Source organism: Serratia sp. PAMC26656 (assembly GCF_016469055.2).
GTDB lineage: Bacteria > Pseudomonadota > Gammaproteobacteria > Enterobacterales > Enterobacteriaceae > Serratia > Serratia plymuthica.
Map to the genome: position 1 here is coordinate 3,568,228 of NZ_CP150486.1, position 19,277 is coordinate 3,587,504.

Genomic DNA, 19,277 nt, shown 5'->3' on the forward strand with positions numbered 1-19,277 from the left:
GGGTAAGAAATGATCAAGCAAACCTTCTGCGGGCTGATGCTCAGCGCCGCTCTGGCCGGCAATGCTGCCGCCGCCGAAAAACTGACGCTGGTGCTCGACTGGTATATCAATCCCGATCACGCACCCATCATGGCGGCCGAGCAAATTGGCGCCTTCAAGGCCGAAGGCCTTGAGGTCAAGATTGTGCCCCCTTCCGATCCGGCGCTGCCGCCGCGCCTGGTGGCGGCAAAACAGGCCGACCTCGCCATCACCTATCAGCCGCAATTGCACTTCTTCGCCGATCAGGGCCTGCCGTTGGTGCGCGTGGGCACCCTGATTAACTCGCCGCTCAATACCCTGATGACGCTGGATAAAAGCATCACCTCGCCGGCGGATCTCAAGGGCAAAAAAATCGGCTATTCCGTCAGCGGCATCGAGCAGGCCACGCTGGCCACCATGGTCAAACATTCGCATATCAACCCGAACGACATGAAGCTGATTAACGTCAATTTCCAACTGACCAGCGCCCTGCTGGCGGGCCAGGTCGACGCGGTGATCGGCGGCTATCGCAACATTGAAGCGCTGGAGTTGAAACTGCAGGGGAAAAATCCGGTGGTGTTCAACGTCGAAGACTACGGCGTGCCGGCCTATGACGAACTGATCATCGTCGCCAACCGCGACGCGGTAGCCGAACCGAAGATCAAGAAATTCCTCGCCGCGCTGAAAAAAGGCAACGATTACCTGCAGGCTCACCCACAGGAAACCTGGCTGGCATTCGCCAAAACCCATCCTGAGCTGAACACCGAACTGAACAAGCAGGCGTGGCAGGCAACCTTGCCGCTGTTCGCCACCGATCCGGCCAGGCTGGACACCACGCGCTACCAGGCTTACGAACAATTCCTGTTCGACAACAAGCTGATCAAGAAAATCACCCCGGTGGAACAATACGCCGTGGAACTGCATTAAGGGGTATCCGCAAGGGCGCTGTATGCAGCGCCCCTACCCTCGAACCACAAAAGCCGTTGCCGACCGCCTCACGCCGTAGGGGCCACCGTCACATCGCCCTGACCACTGCGCTTCAGCGCCTGCTGCACCAACCCGCTGGCTTTGCATCTTTCCACAAAACAGCGCACATAGGCTGCCCCCTGCTCTTTACCGCGCGGCACCGCCATCGCCTGGTGAATCGCGGTAAAATGCCCGTCCAGCACCCGGTAGCCCGGGTTCGCCGCAGCGGCGGCAAGCAGCGGTTGACGCACGCCCGCAGCGGCGTCCAATCCCTGCTCGAAGAATAAGGTTATCGCGGCAGGCGAAGTCTCTGCCCGCACCAGTTCCGCCTGCTTTAAAGTACGCGACAGATACAGGTCATAGGCCGCGCCCTGACCCACCGCAATGCGCATGCCAGGCCTGTCGAGCTCGGCCACTTGTCGATAAGGCGCCTCCTGCGCCACCAGATAGGTGCCCTCAATAATGACGTAAGGGGCACTGAAGGCAATTTGCTCAGCCCGCACCGGTTCGATGGCCATAAAGGCGACATCCCAGGCGGCGGTTTCCAGCGCGGCGAAAACCTTGCCCGCCGCATCATAGGTCACCAGCTCCAGCGCCACGCCCAGCTCATGCGCCAGCGCGCCGGCCAGCGTGACCGACACGCCTTGCGGTTCCCCATCCGGCCCCCATTGTGCCAACACCGGATTGCCTAAATTGATCGCCGCGCGCAGTACGCCCTGCGGCGCCAAGTCATCCAGTACGGTGGTGGAAATGCTCTGCATGTTTTCTCCTGAACAGGTTAATGCGCCTCGCCGGTCTGCAATCAGCGCCATTCATTAATGGTAGAGCCAAATGCCCGGCGAGCAATATTTCAGCGCCCCACGTCTCTCAGTAGTGACTATGGTCACAATATTGTCACAAAATTGTTCATTCACGCCTGGCGGCCACCCCGCTGTGCAAACGCGCATTGACCCTGGCGCGTTCAATGCGCTATACCCTTCCTCTTTCGCGCTGCGACAGGTTCAGCAGCCTTTGCCAGGGCAGTTAAGATTTTCTTTTTAATCAGACAGGGTACGGTGGATGGTTTCAGCATTAGTCTCGTTTGCACTTTTTTTAGCCTCAATTTTGATCTACCGGAACAAGGCCGCCGCCAACCGCTGGTGGCTTTCCATTTTGCTGATCCTGCTGGGCAGCTATCTGATCCTCAACGTTATTCTGATCGCCAGTAACTATTTTACCGGCGACGGCATCACCGATGCGGTGATCTACACCCTCACCAGCAGCATGAAAGGGGCCGGCGTCAGCAAGTACGTGCTGCCGTTTATCGGCCTGCTGGCGGTGCTGGCGCTGATTTTCGCCGTGCTGGCCTGGAGCCTGATGCGGCACAAAGCGAAAAGCAGCAGCGTGGTTTACAGCGTGCTCGCCGTGCTGCTGGCGCTGTTCTCCGTCGGCACCACCCCGGCTTTTCAGGATATTTCGCTGCTACTCAGAAGCCAGATTACCGGCGACACCGCCGATTTTTACACCTACTACAAAGCGCCGAAAAAGAGCCTGCAGGGCAAAGCGCCGAACCTGGTGTACATCTATGCCGAAAGCCTTGAGCGCACCTATTTCGACCCGGAAATCTTTCCCGATCTCGCCGACGAGCTGAATCGGCACCGTGAAAACGGCATCGACTTCAGCAATACCCAACAGTTGCCGGGCACCGGCTATACCATTGCCGGCATGGTGGCTTCACAGTGCGGCATTCCGCTGTTCGCCCCGTTCGACGGCAACGCCTCCAGCGCCGTTTCCACCTTCTACCCGGAAAACGTCTGCCTGGGCGACGTGCTGAAAGCCGCCGGCTACGACAATTATTTCTATCAGGGTGCCGAACTGGCCTTCGCCGGAAAAGACACTTTCCTGAAATCGCACGGCTTTGACCACGCCTACGGCTACAAGGAATTGCGCGAACAGGTCCGCGATCCGGGCTACAAAAATGACTGGGGCTGGTACGACGATACCGTGCTGGACGTGGTTTTCGACAAGTTCGTCGCGCTGTCGCAGCAGAACAAAAAGTTCTCGCTGTTTGCGCTGACCGTGGACACCCATCACCCAGACGGGTTTATCTCTGCGAGCTGCAGTAAAAAATCCTACAGCTGGCAGAACAAAGAGAACCGTTCGCTGAGCGCGGTGGCCTGTAGCCAGCAGCATATCGCGGCCCTGATCGACAAAATCAAAGGGTCCGAATATTTCAAAAACACCGTGATCGTGGTGTCTTCCGATCATCTGGCGATGAACAACACCGCCTACGACATTCTGACCAAACAAAAGCGCCGCAACCTGTTCTTTATTATCGACGGCAGGCAGCCGCAAAGCGCGCAGCATAACGAAAAACGCAGCACGCTGGACAACGGCGCCACGGTGCTGGACGTGATGGGCGGCGACAACTATATCGGCCTCGGCCGCAGCAGCCTGTCCAGCCCCACGCTGGCTACCGTCTTCTTGAATATCGAAGAAAAAATCAACGGCTGGAAACCGGCGGTGGTGAAGCAATGGGGCTTCCCGAACAGCATTTCCGACTACCAGTTGGATACCCAGCGCAACAGCTTCACCTTCTCCGGCATCAGCTTTAAGGTGCCGTTTATCCTCAAGGTGACGGACAATAAAATCGAACCCATGTTTAATGTCTATCTTTCCACACCGCTGAAAAAGCAGCTCGCCGGCCTGGGGGCGGGTGAAAAGTTTGTCTGGGTGGATAAATGCTATGAGATTGGCCGGGTGTGGGCGCCCGAACTGGCGCTGAGCACCGACACCTGCGTGGCTTCCGGCAATCTGGCCGCCCCGCCGCATATCGTGCAGGCCAAGGGCGGCAGCTACCGCGGCAAAGTCAGCTTTACCGAGCCCGCAGCGGACAGCGTTGCCGTCTACCAGAACGCCGTCGACAAACTGAAGGTGGACGACGCCGCCGTTAAATATCAGGCGGACGCCATCGCCTTTATGCTGCCGGGCATGCCGCAACAGGTGAAGGCCATCACCGGCGTATCCAGCGTCGAGGACTGGGGCCGCTGGTCGGACGCCAACCTCGCGCCGGCGGTCAACATCGACTATGTCGCCCCGCTGCCGCCGACCTTCGATCTGGTGCTGCGCGCCCGTGCCTACGGCAAAAACGTCGGTACGCCGATCTCGGTACGCGTGGGCGACGAAGAACAGTTCGTGTCGCTCGGCGAGCAGGACACCACCGTCACCCTGCGCTTCAACAACCCCGGCGGCGTGCAAAACATCAGCATCACGCCACCGGCCCCGACCGAACCGCAGGAGGGAGCCAGCGGCGGCTTTACCCCGAAAAAACGCGGCATCGGCCTGGTCTCGCTGAAGGTGGAACAGGCAGAGCCGGCCTCCTGATCTCAACGCCGCAGCGGCAGCCCTGCCGCTGCGCTTTACTTCTTCCCCGGTTCTATTTCGGCAAAGCTTTTGCGCCCAGCTTCAGCTAACCTGTTGTGATAAATTGCTATAACCAAATGAGTTGGCGTTACCTCAAGGCAGCAAGAACTTACTCAAGCCAGTGACTGGGATGCATGCTCGCCGCTAACGCAGAGGTAACGTCAAGGATGAAGGGTATATCGGCATGCCTCCCGCCGCAGGGACGGGAGAACCAAGGAGAGAGAATGAGTAGTCACCAATCCGGCACCGGCCTTACCCCCGCTCAGGCGATCGACCAGTTGGAAGCGCTGTATGACGCCTCGGTTACCGCGCTGCGCCAGGCGGTGGGCGATTTTATCAGCCACGGCAGTGTGCCCGACATACAGGCCCGCGCCGCTGGGCTGTTCGTTTACCCAGAGCTGCGCGTAAGCTGGGACGGGCAAAAATCCGGCCAGAGCAAAACCCGCGCCTTCGGCCGTTTTACCCATACCGGCCGCTACACCACCACCATTACCCGCCCGCAGCTGTTTCGCAGCTATTTGGCCGAGCAACTGGCGATGCTGGCGCACGACTACGACGCCCATATCGAAGTGGCACCTTCACAGCAGGAGATCCCTTTTCCTTATGTGATTGACGGCTCGAACCTGATGCTGGATCGCTCGATGAGCGCCAGCCTCGCGCAGCATTTCCCCACCACCGAGCTGGCGCAAATCGGCGACGAAACCGCCGACGGCCTGTTCAACGCCACCAGCACCTTTCCGCTATCGCACTTCGACGCGCTGCGGGCCGATTTCTCGCTGGCGCGGCTGCGGCACTATACCGGCACCCCGGTGGAGCATTTCCAGCCCTTCGTGCTGTTCACCAACTACACCCGCTATGTGGATGAATTTGTCCGCTGGGCCTGCGCCGAGATAGCCAACCCGGACAGCCCTTATATTGCGCTGTCCAGCGCCGGCGGCATTTACATCACGCCGGAAACCACCGCGCCGGAACAGGCGGTGTCCGATCTGGCCTGGAAAAACCACCAGATGCCGGCCTACCACCTGATTTCGCGCAACGGCCAGGGCATTACGCTGATCAACATCGGCGTCGGCCCGTCCAATGCCAAAACCATTTGCGACCATCTGGCGGTGCTGCGCCCCAGCGCCTGGCTGATGATTGGCCACTGCGGCGGGCTGCGCGAAAGCCAGTCGATTGGCGACTACGTGCTGGCCCACGCCTACCTGCGTGACGATCACGTGCTGGACGCGGTGCTGCCGCCGGATATCCCGATCCCGAGCATCGCCGAAGTGCAGCGCGCGCTGTATGACGCCACCAAAATGGTCAGCGGCATGCCGGGCGAAGAGGTGAAACAGCGCCTGCGTACCGGCACCGTGGTGACCACGGACGATCGCAACTGGGAACTGCGCTACTCCGCCTCGGCGCTGCGCTTTAACCTCAGCCGCGCGGTGGCGGTGGATATGGAAAGCGCCACCATCGCGGCGCAAGGTTACCGCTTCCGGGTGCCTTACGGCACGCTGCTGTGCGTTTCCGACAAGCCGCTGCACGGTGAGATCAAGCTGCCGGGCCAGGCTAACCGCTTCTATGAGGGGGCGATCTCGGAACATCTGCAGATCGGCATCTGCGCCATCGATCTGTTGCGCGCCGAAGGCGACAAGCTGCATTCGCGCAAGCTGCGCACCTTCAACGAACCCCCGTTCCGCTAACCTGCCCTTCAGGCCCACCGCGCGTGGGCCTCTTTAAATCCCTATTGCACCAGCGCCAGCGTGCGTTTTTCCTGGCTGCGGCTAACGGCAATCGACAGCAAGATATCCTTCACCACCAACGCCGGTGCGGAAAGCGATTGCTGGCTGGAAATGCACAGTGAAAGCGGCACGCTCAGCGCCGGGGCGGCGATACGCGCCATCCACGCCTTGGCCGGGCCAATCATCGCCCGCGCAACGGATTCCGGCAGAATGGTCGCGCCTAGGCCGCTGGCGATAGCCGCGCTCAGCGTGCCGGGGGATTCGATTTCGCCAATCACGTTGGCGGCCAGCTTGCGCAGCGCCATTGCTTCGTCGACCTGCGTGCGCACCACATCGCCTTCGCGCGGCAGGAACAGATTCAGCCGCGCCACGTCCAACAGATCGACGCTGCTACCGGGGCTTGGCACCGCACGCGTCGCCACCAGATACAGATCTTCCTTCATCAACGCCGTGGCTTGCAGGCCCTCAGGCATTTTTGCGCCGTAGATCACCGCCATATCCAGGCTCTGGCTGGCCACCTGCCCGGCTAGCATCGAACCGATGTTCTCATTCAGGCTGAGTAAAATCCCCGGATGACGATCACGCACCGCCTGCAACAACGGCAGCGCCAGTTGTGCAGCCATACTGCCCGGCGCCAGCCCGACGGAAACCTGCCCACTCACCGCCTGGCCTGCGCCGATGACCGCGCTCTGTGCCTGTTCGCACTGGCGCAGAATGGTTTGGGCGTGGGCATAGAGAATGTTGCCGGCTTCGGTGGGCTGCACGCCGCGCTTGGTGCGGATCAGCAATTGTTGCTTCAGCTCCCCTTCCAGCGTCGCCAACTGTTGGCTGAGTGCGGGCTGCGCGATATGCAGCACCTCCGCCGCCTGGGTCAGGCTGCCGATATCGACGATTTTCACGAAATATTTTAGACGTCTGAGATTCATATTGCCTCCGTCGAGCCGCTGAACTGCGTATGGCAAAGCCATGTTGACAACAGAATTGCAAAATCCGGGCCAGCGTAACGGAATAAGAGAAAGTGCTAACTAATCGACGGAAAAATAAGAAAAAATGATATTTGCGCGACCTGACACCGACACGCAACCGGCGGCCAGTGACGCAGGCTTGCACCACCATAAGGCATCTCGCGGCCCGCCGTGGGCCGTTGTGCAGCGCTGCACCAATAAAAGCGATAAAAAGCAGCAGGTTGAATAATCTTGCAGCAAACGGAACGGCGAGACGTTTTCACGCTTTACAAGCCCGAGCCACGCCGCTATTATTCGCCCCGTTCACACGATTCCTCTGTAGTTCAGTCGGTAGAACGGCGGACTGTTAATCCGTATGTCACTGGTTCGAGTCCAGTCAGAGGAGCCATATTAGAGAAGCCCGCTCAGGGAAACCTGAGCGGGCTTTTTGCTTTTTGGCGTTTTTGACCGGCGGTTATGAGCTAGGAGCGGATATTTGCCTCCAGGAGGAGGCAGGAAGACCTCTAAAAGCGAAAGGTCTGTTTTGTCAGGATACTTACAGTGGGGCATGACCCTCCCCAAAAATCCTGCCCCATTCAGAAACAGAATTCCGGCATGATAAATGCCCCCCGAAACGGATGTAGGGCCGATGAAAAAGTCACGATTTACCGAAGAACAGATTTTCTTTGCCCTGAAGCAGGTCGAGCTGGATACGGCGGTGCCGGAGTTCTGCCATAAGCTGTGGCAGGTCAGAACACTGAGTTTTATTTTCCCATGTCAAAGACCGAAAAATACTGAGTAGTATCGATTCTGTAGACGCAACATAAATCTGAGGATCACTCTGGAGTGGAGAGTGACGGAATACGTTATTGTAATTACTGGCGGCATGCGGCGGCAAAAACCGATGCCTAGGGGCATCCAAGCACTCTGTAGATCTCAGAAATCACCTGCATCGTAGCGTCTTCGAGAGTTCCTTCATTACGGCATAAAACCCAGCCGTGATTTGCAATTTCTCGCTCGAATGCCTTGGTACAAGCAACATGCTCTTCCAGCTTATAAATCACAGTACTACTTAGCCCACGCGGTCGGGCCGCGGCCCTCGCCCATGAAATATCAGGCGCAGTAACAACCCCGACATGCAGGTCTGGCGTTCGCACGTTTCGCTCAATGTTAAGCTGTAAAATATCTGCAAATGGGACCATCCGGCGAAACGCGGCATCCGACGGGTACCAGCGATCCATCAAGATAATGCTGTCCGGTGGCTGTTTAGTCAGCACGTGCCGGGAAATCCAGGCACGACTCTCAGCAAAGCGCTCACACACTTCCAATTCCAAAGCCCGGGAGGGATTTCTGGCGAGCTTGTTAACGAGAGCCATTGTTTCCCCCCTGTAAGGATCGCTTTTTTTCTCGCAAAGCCGGACTACCTTCTTGTTGTCTGCCCTTAGTACTTTCGTAATGGCCTCCAACAGTGTGGTTTTACCGGCTCCCTTGGGCCCATCCAGAGAAACAAACAGTTGACGACTCATTCTTGAAATGACGATTGATATACGGTTTTTGTAAAGCTCAAATCTGGCAAAAGCATCTTACTTCCTTCGTATGAACAGCTACCCCCTCTCTTCGCTCGTCGGTGCCGCTCAGCACGTCAGCGCGAACCAAATGGAAGGCTCAAACAGACACTGATGAACATTCTAGCAATGGCTCTAACTCACGGGTTTAAAAGCCCAGGATTACAGCCGTTTAGGGTCATTGCTCATATGTTGTGATCTGCGCGGTGTAGTTTAAGGGATCCGCTTAGAAAACGGAAAACATCCCACGCCAAACCTGTTTTTTACGCAGATAGGCGTTGACGGGCAGCTTTGAGCGAGGAGCGGAAGTTCGCATTTGTCATGACCGCCGGGATGCAGGACTAACATTGACGTGTGATAATCAACGGGGGGCAGGTCACATAATCCTGCTTCAAACAAGCTTTCCGTTCGTTTAGCTCAGCTGGTATCCCTTGCAAACAAAGTGTGAAAACACCCCAGAGGCCATTCAGTGAAATTTTAGGCCGTATAACAGCCACATCAAGTATCTACATTCCAGACAAAGAGTGTTGGAGACGACTTACCCGGCTGAAGCCAAGACAGCTGTCCTGCCGTCATCTCTGCTTTTCCCTTGAACCAGGCTTGCCGTTCGCATCGAAATAATACACAAAGCAACGATATTTTATCGTCCTCCTAATTAATGGGAGAGTTTTTAATATGCACTCATAATATCAACATCAGGATTTTAATTTTTTTTTAAAATATACCCGCCTCTAAGCTAAACTCATGCTAAAAATTTAATTGTTACAACCAAAATTCGATCCAATAAAACAAAGTATCCTTATTTTTTTAAATTAACCTATGTGTTAATCGTGGGAGGTGTTATGAATAAAACCAAACTTACTATTACATTTATATTGACTACGGTTATTTCCGGATGTGCTGAGACACAAGAACCGGGTATCGTAGCTAAAGAATGGGCAAGAAATACCCGCCAGTTAAACATATTTCCTATATTCCCCCCCAGAGAGCGATTTTATCCTGGGGATGTATATATTTTTCCATTCGTCTCCCCCAATATGGTAGATAAAGTTCCCTCTAGGTTTTACACAATAAAACCGATCCGATTTACGAGGTTTGATGTTTCAGACCTGCTTGAAGAAGAACAAGCTATACCAACGTTGCCCCAGACCCAGGACTGGGACACATTAGGAAATGCTAATTCACGGATAGGTGCATTTGTTAGCTACCCTTCGAGTGAAGCCAGACAGAATGGTGTGATTGCGTTTCCTGGCTACTCTTTTGCTTCAGTGAGTGATGTAAGTTTAGGTCTGGGGACAGTGACAAGTGCTCTCGCGCAAACATTTTCTTTCGCCAGTAGTTCTAAACGTAATATCACCTTCAGTGTACCGTATGCAGAAGTCATTAGTCTGGACTTCAGCTCTGCCATGGATAGATTCTTATTGTATAAGGCTAGCGTTGATAAAAATGAGACATCGAAATTACAGTATCTGGATAGGCAAATGCAGCTATTAATCGATAATTTACTTGACAATTCAAATAATAATTACGGTATAACTCCTGGTATTGTTTTCGTTACAGACGTTTATTACGCGAGGTCAATAAATGTCACTATAACTTCAACAGACGGGGTTAGTGCTTCGGAGTCTGCAACGTTGGCAAAACTAACTGCTTTAACATCTCAAAGACAATCACTAGTCACTAAATTAAATGAATTAAAAGCTCAAAACAAAGCATTAAACGTCAAGCCTGGAAGTAATGAGGCAGCAGAAGGCGATCCATCAAAACCGGCTCAAAATTCATTAGGAGTCGCAGCTTCAGGTAATCAAAACTCAACACCAGAGATGGATTCGTTAGCAAGTCAAGTCAACGAATTAGATTTGAAGCTGAAAGTACTTTCTCAATCTATTGCGCCTGATACCTTAGGTCTTACGGGAAATATAACCAGAGTCTCCGGAAACAGTGTTACATTGAATCAGGTTTTTAAATATCCGGTTGCTATTGGTTATAATGGTATAACTATGCCTGCAAAGGATTTTATTGAGATGAAATTGGATATTAAACCATCTCCAGCAAGACCTTTTAATAATGAAGTCACCCAGCAATTAGATTCATCCACAAATACAAAAGAAACTACAAAAACCAAAAAAAAACCTGTGGTAACGGTCACAACTGATTGGGGTGATTTATCAAATGGTCCCGGACAGCCTTTGAAACTACAGATTAAACCTTCGAAGAATTTTGATACTTTGTTAGATGATGAAAAGAAAAATTAATAGAACTAATGAAATCATAGGGCGTTTAAAATTTCAAGGGGGCATTAACTTATAGCCCCTCTTCATATTAAAGAAAACTAGTTAATTCCATTTATTGATCTCCAATGTTGACGCGGGCGTACTCAATTACTTCCCTTAACCATGAACGATCAAACTTCATCGGGGAGGTCGTAGCGGGCCATAGTTCAACATGTAGTGGAATTAGACAGTTACTATAGATGGGACACCGCCTAGCGACGTCCGCTCCTGGCACGAAGCGGCCAGTCCAGCTGGCTGTCAGGTCCGCTCTGAGCAAGGAGTAGACATTGCTAATAGCATTCTTCGTGAATCAACGGGGAACAGGTCATTTGGTTTCGGTACAGATGCTCCTCTTCGCACTGGGTCTGAACCTCAACGGAACGTCCGGTAGGGAGGCAGCAGTTAGTTGATGGACCTGGCAGGTTCCCTGTCTAAGCGTGAGAACTGGAGAAAGCGGTCGGACAACAGAGGCTGACTGACGTCCTCCTCCTGGATTAATGCAGCGCGTAATGTTGATGACTTCCGCTGTTGTTGGTTTACGTAGCCAGGCTTGATAATCTTTAAGCTTGGTGTTGCGCCGCAACTGGGGATACGTTTCAGTCCTGATACTCATGATTTTAATGCCATGATGAAGAATTAGTTTTCCGTCGTAAATAAAGGGATGTTGATATGAATTCAGAACTGGATGAGCTCCCGTCTGTTGATGAAGAGTTAACCCATGAACTCAGGTATGCTCAGGCGCTTTCAGAAGGCCTGATCATGATTAGTCAGCAGCTTGCCGGTAAAATTCCTGTTGATGAAATTGAGCTTGGCCACATTTACTATAAAGACTCTCAAGAAGCTAGCCGTAACTGGCGTCAGCATGGAAAGCGCCAGGAGATTGATCTCGAGTGGTGGCGTGAGCGACGTAATCAGACCAAACGCATAGACGTTAGCATTCGCTGCCGTCATTTCCTGTGCGGATTGATGCTGGCCCGACGGTCTCGGCAGCGGCTCTGTGTAACCTTGCGATATCTTGAGGGAAACCCTAATGCTCACCCCCTGAAGGGTTTTGTCATGCCAATTGCGCTGATCATCGCTGAAAGCTTTGCAATGGAATATGACATCAGCCAAGTCAATATCAGCAGGCCGGCAAAGGAGTTGATCAAACGTTATCAGTCTTTTGGCTATGCGCTGGACGCTACTGATAAGAATCGCGTAAAGCGTAATAATAAGCCTCGTGCCAAGCTAATGATCAAGACGATTTGATCTGCACTTTCTGGGTGTTTTATGAACAGATATGTTAAAGTAATAATCAGCAACTGATGAGGAGGAGCCCATGAGAGTAAGAAAAACCAGCGTGCCTAATAGCACAGTGAAATCTCCCGCAGCCCATAAACGAGTGCTGAAAATCCTCAGCTCAGACACGGTACGCTCTGAGTATCAGGATGCTTTGAAGTTTGCAGTGTGGTTCAACACACGCAGATGTAAAAGTGGCGGAGGCATCCTTCCCGCAAATATTGTTAAAACAGTTGAAAAAGCTTCCCGGGATTATATTCTGGCTGGTCAGGCTAGGAACCAAACTCCTGATGAACTTAAACGCAAGGTATTGTCGGCGGGCCGTAAAAGCCGGAAGCAAACCGTCTGGACTCCTGATGTGGATCTGGAGGAGAAATACAGCTTGATGGCTGGCGTTCCCCGTAAAGTAAAAGGCTGAAAGATGAAGTAGTTAAACCCGCCAAAGCACTGAGTAATCCTCAGTAATGGGTGTGTAAAACAAGCCAAGCATAGAGGTGTGTGGTCTATTGATTATTCCACCATTTCAATAAGTTCATCTCTATGCATGCTCGCCAAGTATACCAGAAATTTTACGGGGTGCTTTTGTACCCGTTTCATCAGTACCGTCAGAACGTCCTGTTTATCCCACTACTGCTCTCATTCGTGGAGCGTCACTGACCCTTACCAGTATCGGACGATAAGTACCGGGTTCAGCACAGGTAAAGAGCAAGATAAAACGGATCGATCCTATCTTATGCCACACTGAACGTCCCACTGATATCCCATTGATATTCCGTCACTGCTGACACGACAACTTTCATTGTGTGCCATTGGGATTGACTGGAGTGGTTATCCTTTTCAGATGTTTCATATTTTGCATGATAGCCTTATTTACGATGGCCGTTCAATTTCTCTGATGAGACAGATTATTTCTTCATCTCAGTAGCAAAATGCCCTGATACAAAAACAGTTTCTGGATGTAACCTGCTCCCCAATAATGAATGCTGTTAGGAATTAGCTACTTCCGCTTTTGGCACTGAGCAGACTGTCAGATCTCTTTGTACATAGTTCCACTTAGGGCAGATTCTTCGATGTTCGTTCTAGTTACGCTTCCCTTTCCGGTAGTTGTCGGTGCTTAATTAACGCCGGACTTAAGCCTGGTGTAGAATTAGACATCGATAAACCCGTTCTTAGTCATCAGTGAGCCAACTTTATGTCTACCGGATTTACAGCAGAATCCCTGAGGGGAATCACCCATTTTGTTATCACGGCAAAATCGAACAGTTTTACTGAAGCGGCCGAACAGCTGGGCATTACAAAATCTGCCGTGGGCAAAAGCGTGGCGCGGCTTGAGGAACGACTGGGAACCCGTCTGTTTCATCGCTCCACGCGTAAACTCAGCCTGACCAGTGACGGAGAAGCTTATCTCACGAGTTGCTTGTCGGCGCTTGAAATTCTCGACTCTGCCGAAAACACCCTCAGCAGGCGTCAGGACAACCCGGCAGGCACGGTCCGTATCGATATGCCGGCCTCATTTGGCCGTAATCTTATGATGCCGGTACTGCTTGATATTACGCGTCGCTTTCCTGCCCTGCGTCTGGCCCTGACCTTTAACGATCGGCTGATTGACCCGGTCGAGGAAGGCGTTGATCTGGTTTTGCGCCTGGGAGAGCTGCAAAGCACAGATGAGCTGATTGCCCGTCGCCTGAGCCGTCAGCGGCTTTTGTTGTGCGCAACACCCGCCTACCTTGAGCAACATGGGATACCGACCGACACCGAGATGCTGAAAAAACACTGCTGTATTATGGGCTACAGGCGAGGGGCCCCTCTTGCCTGGCGGTTCAAGCCAGCCGATGAACGGGAAATACGCTTCATATCCGCCGCCGCACATCAGATCAGCGACGGCGACGCCATGCTAATGGCCTGCCTGGCAGGCGCGGGGATTGCGCAGTTTCCGGAGTCAATGGTGAACAACCACCTCGATGCAGGCACTCTGCTGACGTTGATGGCAGATCATACTCCCGTGCCGGTTGAACTGAACGTCGTCTGGCCCCGTACCAGGCACCTCATTCCCAAAGTTCGACTTATTGTTGACGAACTGCTCAGAAAAGCCGCAGAAGGATATTTCGGCCCATTGAAGTAGAATTTTTGTCAACACTGAGACGATATTCGGGATGTTTATCTCCTCTCAGTAAACAACTACCCTGTCCGAACTGCTGATATTGTGGTTTATGGGCCGGCTCTTTTATCGGTACCGGTTTACAGCCCAGAGCAGCTTAAACGTAAAAACACGCTTTTACTGACAGGATATAAGTTATGCCATTCGCTCTCTGGGCGCTGGCGATAGGTGCATTCGGTATCGGTACAACTGAATTCATCATCGCCGGCCTGCTTCCCGTTATTGCCGCTGATTTCAACATCACTATTCCCGTTGCCGGTAATCTGGCTACCGCCTACGCACTGGGTGTCTTCGTTGGTGCTCCCGCCCTTATTATTCTGGGGGCCAGGGTGCCGCGTAAGGCTATGTTGGTTTTTCTGATGTTACTGTTTATAGCCGGTAATCTCGTTACCGCCTTCGCCCCGACGCTGGGCATGGCGATTATGGGCAGAATTATCACATCCATGACCCACGGCGCATTTTTTGGAATCGGTTCGATCATCGCGGCTGACATGGTTACGCCGTCTAAACGCGTAAGGGCCATTGCGTTCATGTTTATGGGGCTGACAGTAGCCAACCTTATCGGCGTACCAGCCGGTACCTGGGTTGGACAGCATCTTTCATGGCGTGATGCCTTTATGGCCATAGCGGCAATTGGAGTCATTACAGTTATCAGTATCGGCATGCTAATTCCGCATCAGCCGCGCCCACAGAATCACGACTTCGCGCATGAGTTTAACGCCTTCAGAAACGTTAACGTGCTGCTGGCAATGGGCATTACCGTTTTCGGCCCCGGCGCTTTCTTCACGTCCATCACTTATATCGCCCCGATGATGACCGAGCTTGCCGGGTACAGCGAAAGCAGTCTTGCCTGGCTGATGCTGCTTTTCGGGTTGGGGCTTTTTGTGGGTAATCAGTTGGGCGGACGCTATGCAGACCGTGCCCTTATGCCAATGCTTTACATCACGCTTTCAGCACAGGCTTTAGTGTTGTTTATCTTTAACTTTACAGCGCACAGTCAGGTTATGTCAGCAGTCTGTATTTTCCTTATGGCCGCGTTCGGTTTTGCAACCGTATCCCCCATTCAGAAGTTGGTCATGGATAAAGCACGGGCTGCCGGCGCACCGACGCTTGCTGCAGCCGTCAATATTGGCCTTTTCAACCTCGGCAATGCTGTCGGTGCCTGGCTTGGCGGCGTGGTTATCACTGCCGGCTTTGGCCTTCAATCGCCTAACTGGGCTGGCGCGGTGCTTTCAGTTATTGCGCTGATATTGGCCATATTATCCGGTCTGACTGACAAGACCGGGCATGCGGCGGAAGTGCATTATTAGAAAAGCCCGCTCAGGGAAACCGGAGCGGGCTTTTTGCTTTTCCGTTTGGGAAAAGTGACATGTTTTTCAGCTTGGCGTTTCGGCTCGAAAGCCTGATGGCAGGCACCCGGCATCGTTTTCACGTTGTTCGTTCTGCGCGTGACAGGGCACGCTTACCGTCTTGCTCATTCCTTGCCAGCGGGAAACATGCATCCGCCATTGCGAACCAGCGCCTTCACCTCTTCGCTCACTTCCACGGGGTTTCGACTTAATCGATCAACCCACTCCTTGCGGTGCAATACGTACGACTTCGAATCGTGCTTCGCGCTCCAAAGGACGATGTTAAGCATGACAGGAATGAGGTCGAGGCCTTTCTCGGTCAGAGTGTATAAATCCTTGCGCCCGTCGTCGGGGCTGGGCGCTCTCGCAAGAACCCCCTGCTGCTCAAGAAAGGCAAGGCGGGAAGCCAAGACATTGGTCGCGATGCCCTCTTCCGATTTCATAAACTCGCCATAAGTTTTCTTACCGGTAAAAACGATGTCGCGAATGATCAAGAGCGACCACCGGTCGCCGAAGATCTCCACGCCGTAATTTACCGCGCAATGGGACCGAATTTCTTTATTCGTCGTTTTCATGGCGAGATCTTACATCGCTTGTCTATCGCAAGCAAACTCTCCTCTTTTTTTCACTTGTTTTTTACAAGTAATTTTACTTGTTTATTACAAGTGACAAGGCTAGCATGACCTTTACGTTGAGTCCGGTTGTGGGATCGCACCTGCAATCCAGGAATGATTAACCCCCTATCCGTAAGGAAATTGCACATGAGCACTATCAGCATCATCGGCTCCGGCGGCATGGCGGCGGCGATCGGCGGTCTTGCCACCAAGGCCGGACATCTCGTCGAGGTAATGAGTCGCGACGCTGCCAAGGCGCGGGCGCTGGCCGGGCAGATCGGAGCCGGTGCGACGGCAGGAACCTTCGGCACCATCCCGGCCGGAAACATCGTCATCCTGGCGGTTCCCTACTCCGCCGTTCTCGACGTGCTGAAGCAGTACGGCGAAAAGCTGGCGGGCAAGCTTCTTATCGACATCACCAACCCCATCAAACCTGATTTCTCGGGTTTCCTGACACCTGAAGGCAGTTTCGGCGCGCGGGAGATCGCCAGGGCCGCCCCTGCCGATGCGGATATCGTCAAGGCATTCAACACCCAGTTTTCCCACGTGCTGGCCGTGGGTTCAGTCAAAGGTCAGTTGCTGGACGTGTTCATCGCCGGGGACAACGCGCAGGCGAAGGCACGCGTCTCGGCGTTCATCGAGAGCCTCGGGCTGCGCCCGATGGATACCGGGCCGCTGTTCATGGCGCGGACGCTGGAGCACGCCTGCATGCTGTGTCTGGGCCTCATGACCCACTCCGTCAGGCACACCAACTTCTCGATCGGCGTCAGCCTTCTCGGTTGAGCGCACGACACCCCCACTCATATCGCACCTAAAAGGAAAATATCATGCACGTTTTAGTCACTGGCGGGACCGGCCATATCGGCTCGTACATCATTCCCGAACTTATCGCCGCCGGCCACGAGGTCACAGGCCTGGCCAGGTCGGATAAGTCCGCCGCGGCGGTGTCCGCGCTCGGCGCCAAGGTGCGTCGCGGGGATATTTCCGATCTGGATGGGCTCAAGGCGGCTGCGGCGGAGTCCGATGGCGTCATCCACGTCGCGCACAGGCAAGACCTGCTTCCCGTCGGCGGGATTGACGCCGTAGCCGCAGCAGAGCTCCAGATCATGCTCGCGTACGGCGAGGCATTGGCCGGAACCGGAAAACCGCTGGTCGTTTCGGGGAGCATTGGCTCGCCCACGAACCTGGGCTGGACGGCGCCCGGGGCCAGCTTCCTCGACCGACCGGTGACCGAAGAGGACCCGGCCCTTCCCGGCGGCGATGCGTACAAGGGCTCCCTGCGGGTTCGTAACGTCGTGGAACTCGCGGTAATCGGCCTTGCGGAGCGCGGCGTGCGATCCTCGATCGTGCGGATCCCGACTATCGCGCACAGCATGACCGACAATACCGGGTTCCTCCCGCTGCTGATTGGGCTCGCTAAGGAGAAGGGTGTCATCGGCTACCCTGGAGACGGCACAAACCTGTGGCCAGCCGTGCATGCCCGCGACCTCGCCTCGCTGTTCCGCCTGGCGCTGGAGAAGGGTCCGGCCGGCAAAACCTGGCATGGGCTCGAGAGCGAGGGCATCCCGTTCCGCGAGATCGCCGAGGCCATTGGCAGCCGTCTGGGCCTGCCTGCGGTGAGCATTCCCGTCGATACGCTCATGCTGCCGGGATACTTTGGGTTCCTCGCGAATCTGGTCACGCTGAACCTCCCGGCGTCCAACCTCATCACCCGCCAGACCCTCGGCTGGGAACCCGCCCAGCCCGGGCTGCTCGCCGATTTGGACAACGGCCATTACTTCCCTGCCAGTTGAGTTGAGCGGGGACAGGGATTCGGGTCGCAACGAACCTGGCAGACGGCGATGTCGCGATGCCCTGCCCCGTTCGGGCAAAGACTTTGCCGACCCGGCGATGGCATCAGGGATGACGCGGGAGGCTCGACGTACACGACATATCAACCGGGGAGACCCGTTTAGCGATTACGGGCAATCCCCCAACTCACGAGGAATCAGCATATGAGCACTATCAGCATCATAGGATCAGGAGGCATGGCCACGGCCATCACCAAGCGTACCGCCAAGGCTGGACATACCCTTGAGGTGATCGGCCGCGACACTGCCAAGGCCCAGGCGCTGGCCGACCAGCTGGCAGCCGGAGCGACCATAGGGACGTACGGCGCTGCGCCGGCGGGCGACATCGTCATTCTCGCCGTGCCGTACAGCAGCGTTGCGGTGGTGGTGGCCGACTTTGGCGAAGCGCTCGACAACAAGGTGATCATCGACATCACTAACCCGGTTGCCCCCGACCTCTCAGGCCTCGTCACTCCCCACGGTAGTTCCGCTGCGCAGGAGACCGCCAAGCTCCTCCCCGCCGACGCGCATGTCGTGAAGGCGTTCAATACCCTCTTCGGCCACGTACTGGCCAAGGCCGGACGCCTTGACGCGTTCATCGCAGCCGACGATGCGCAGGCGAAGGCACGCGTCTCGACCTTCATCGAAAGTCTCGGGTTGCGTCCGTTCGATGTCGGCGGCCTACAAATGGCCCAGACGCTAGAGTCGCTCGGCCTGATGATGATCGGCCTGGCCAAGAATGGCGCCGGCAGCTGGGACATCGCCATGAAAGTCGATATCGGCTGAATCAGACACCACATGTTCACCGGCTGGACTGGCGCGGGCCTCACGATGACGCGAGGCCAATGGCGGCCATTTCGGTGATCTTGACAGGAGGGGTGTTTTTCTTAGTTATTAGCCACTTAATGGCAATGGCGTTCCCGGTCAGAGGAGCCCTATTAGATAAGCCCACTTAGGGAAACTTAAGTGGGCTTTTTGGTTTTTTGACCGGCGGTTATGAGCGAGAAGCGGAAGTTCGTAATTGCTCTCACCATTAATGGATGCCTCAATAATATTACAGAATGTTAATCACCGGAAAGCGGGTCAGAAAAACGAATTTCTAACGAAAGAGGTTTAATTCTTCTGAAGGACCAGGCTGTTATTATATTTAAGATGGT

At 54.3% G+C, this 19,277-nt stretch carries 16 protein-coding genes and 1 tRNA gene; 13 read left to right on the forward strand and 4 right to left on the reverse strand.

Features of this window, described 5'->3' with window-relative positions; translation table 11 throughout:
- Window positions 1-9 precede the first annotated feature (9 nt).
- Window positions 10-945 (forward strand): ABC transporter substrate-binding protein, encoded by a 936-nt coding sequence (locus JEM67_RS17925; RefSeq protein WP_199634719.1) that lies wholly within the window; start codon window positions 10-12, stop codon window positions 943-945.
- A gap of 68 nt (window positions 946-1,013) precedes the next feature.
- Here JEM67_RS17925 and JEM67_RS17930 read toward each other — a convergent pair whose 3' ends face one another.
- Window positions 1,014-1,745, reverse strand: coding sequence for an ABC transporter substrate-binding protein (locus JEM67_RS17930; RefSeq protein WP_199634718.1), 732 nt, complete (start codon window positions 1,743-1,745; stop codon window positions 1,014-1,016).
- Window positions 1,746-2,043: 298 nt separating this feature from the next.
- Here JEM67_RS17930 and opgB point away from each other — a divergent pair, with 298 nt between their 5' ends.
- Both opgB and JEM67_RS17940 read left to right on the forward strand, forming a co-directional pair.
- Window positions 2,044-4,347, forward strand: a complete 2,304-nt coding sequence (gene opgB / locus JEM67_RS17935) for a phosphatidylglycerol--membrane-oligosaccharide glycerophosphotransferase (protein WP_199634717.1) — start codon at window positions 2,044-2,046, stop codon at window positions 4,345-4,347.
- A gap of 263 nt (window positions 4,348-4,610) precedes the next feature.
- The gene (locus JEM67_RS17940) at window positions 4,611-6,071 is read left to right on the forward strand and encodes an AMP nucleosidase (protein WP_199634716.1); all 1,461 of its coding nucleotides are present in this window, start codon (window positions 4,611-4,613) and stop codon (window positions 6,069-6,071) included.
- A gap of 41 nt (window positions 6,072-6,112) precedes the next feature.
- Here JEM67_RS17940 and nac read toward each other — a convergent pair whose 3' ends face one another.
- Window positions 6,113-7,036: a nitrogen assimilation transcriptional regulator NAC gene (gene nac / locus JEM67_RS17945; RefSeq protein WP_013813641.1), complete on the reverse strand. Its 924-nt coding sequence runs from the start codon at window positions 7,034-7,036 to the stop codon at window positions 6,113-6,115.
- Window positions 7,037-7,387: 351 nt separating this feature from the next.
- Between nac and JEM67_RS17950 the strand changes: the two genes are divergently transcribed.
- Window positions 7,388-7,463, forward strand: a tRNA-Asn gene (locus tag JEM67_RS17950).
- 240 nt (window positions 7,464-7,703) lie between these two features.
- Window positions 7,704-7,856 (forward strand): hypothetical protein, encoded by a 153-nt coding sequence (locus JEM67_RS17955; RefSeq protein ID WP_199634715.1) that lies wholly within the window; start codon window positions 7,704-7,706, stop codon window positions 7,854-7,856.
- 106 nt (window positions 7,857-7,962) lie between these two features.
- On the opposite strand, the gene JEM67_RS17960 is transcribed toward JEM67_RS17955, so the two are convergent.
- Window positions 7,963-8,580, reverse strand: a complete 618-nt coding sequence (locus JEM67_RS17960) for a dTMP kinase (RefSeq protein ID WP_199634714.1) — start codon at window positions 8,578-8,580, stop codon at window positions 7,963-7,965.
- 881 nt (window positions 8,581-9,461) lie between these two features.
- Here JEM67_RS17960 and JEM67_RS17965 point away from each other — a divergent pair.
- The 5 genes from JEM67_RS17965 (at window position 9,462) to JEM67_RS17985 (ending at window position 15,638) form a co-directional block, all read left to right on the forward strand.
- A complete protein-coding gene (locus JEM67_RS17965; protein ID WP_199634713.1) occupies window positions 9,462-10,874 on the forward strand; it encodes a hypothetical protein in 1,413 nt (470 codons plus the stop codon).
- Window positions 10,875-11,561: 687 nt separating this feature from the next.
- Window positions 11,562-12,140 (forward strand): hypothetical protein, encoded by a 579-nt coding sequence (locus tag JEM67_RS17970; protein ID WP_199634712.1) that lies wholly within the window; start codon window positions 11,562-11,564, stop codon window positions 12,138-12,140.
- A gap of 70 nt (window positions 12,141-12,210) precedes the next feature.
- Entirely contained in the window at window positions 12,211-12,588 is a 378-nt protein-coding gene (locus JEM67_RS17975) for a hypothetical protein (protein WP_053141181.1), read from the forward strand.
- 774 nt (window positions 12,589-13,362) lie between these two features.
- Window positions 13,363-14,292: a LysR family transcriptional regulator gene (locus JEM67_RS17980; RefSeq protein WP_199634711.1), complete on the forward strand. Its 930-nt coding sequence runs from the start codon at window positions 13,363-13,365 to the stop codon at window positions 14,290-14,292.
- Window positions 14,293-14,465: 173 nt separating this feature from the next.
- Complete coding sequence (locus JEM67_RS17985; protein WP_199634710.1) at window positions 14,466-15,638, forward strand: MFS transporter; 1,173 nt, start codon at window positions 14,466-14,468, stop codon at window positions 15,636-15,638.
- 164 nt (window positions 15,639-15,802) lie between these two features.
- Here the strand turns inward: JEM67_RS17985 and JEM67_RS17990 are convergent, their stop codons facing one another.
- Entirely contained in the window at window positions 15,803-16,252 is a 450-nt protein-coding gene (locus JEM67_RS17990) for a winged helix-turn-helix transcriptional regulator (RefSeq protein WP_013813648.1), read from the reverse strand.
- A 186-nt stretch (window positions 16,253-16,438) separates the two neighbouring features.
- Here JEM67_RS17990 and JEM67_RS17995 point away from each other — a divergent pair, with 186 nt between their 5' ends.
- From JEM67_RS17995 to JEM67_RS18005, 3 genes are all read left to right on the forward strand, one after another.
- Complete coding sequence (locus tag JEM67_RS17995; protein WP_199634709.1) at window positions 16,439-17,074, forward strand: NADPH-dependent F420 reductase; 636 nt, start codon at window positions 16,439-16,441, stop codon at window positions 17,072-17,074.
- 44 nt (window positions 17,075-17,118) lie between these two features.
- The gene (locus JEM67_RS18000) at window positions 17,119-18,084 is read left to right on the forward strand and encodes an SDR family oxidoreductase (RefSeq protein ID WP_199634708.1); all 966 of its coding nucleotides are present in this window, start codon (window positions 17,119-17,121) and stop codon (window positions 18,082-18,084) included.
- 201 nt (window positions 18,085-18,285) lie between these two features.
- Window positions 18,286-18,906, forward strand: coding sequence for an NADPH-dependent F420 reductase (locus tag JEM67_RS18005; protein WP_199634707.1), 621 nt, complete (start codon window positions 18,286-18,288; stop codon window positions 18,904-18,906).
- Window positions 18,907-19,277: the final 371 nt, after the last annotated feature.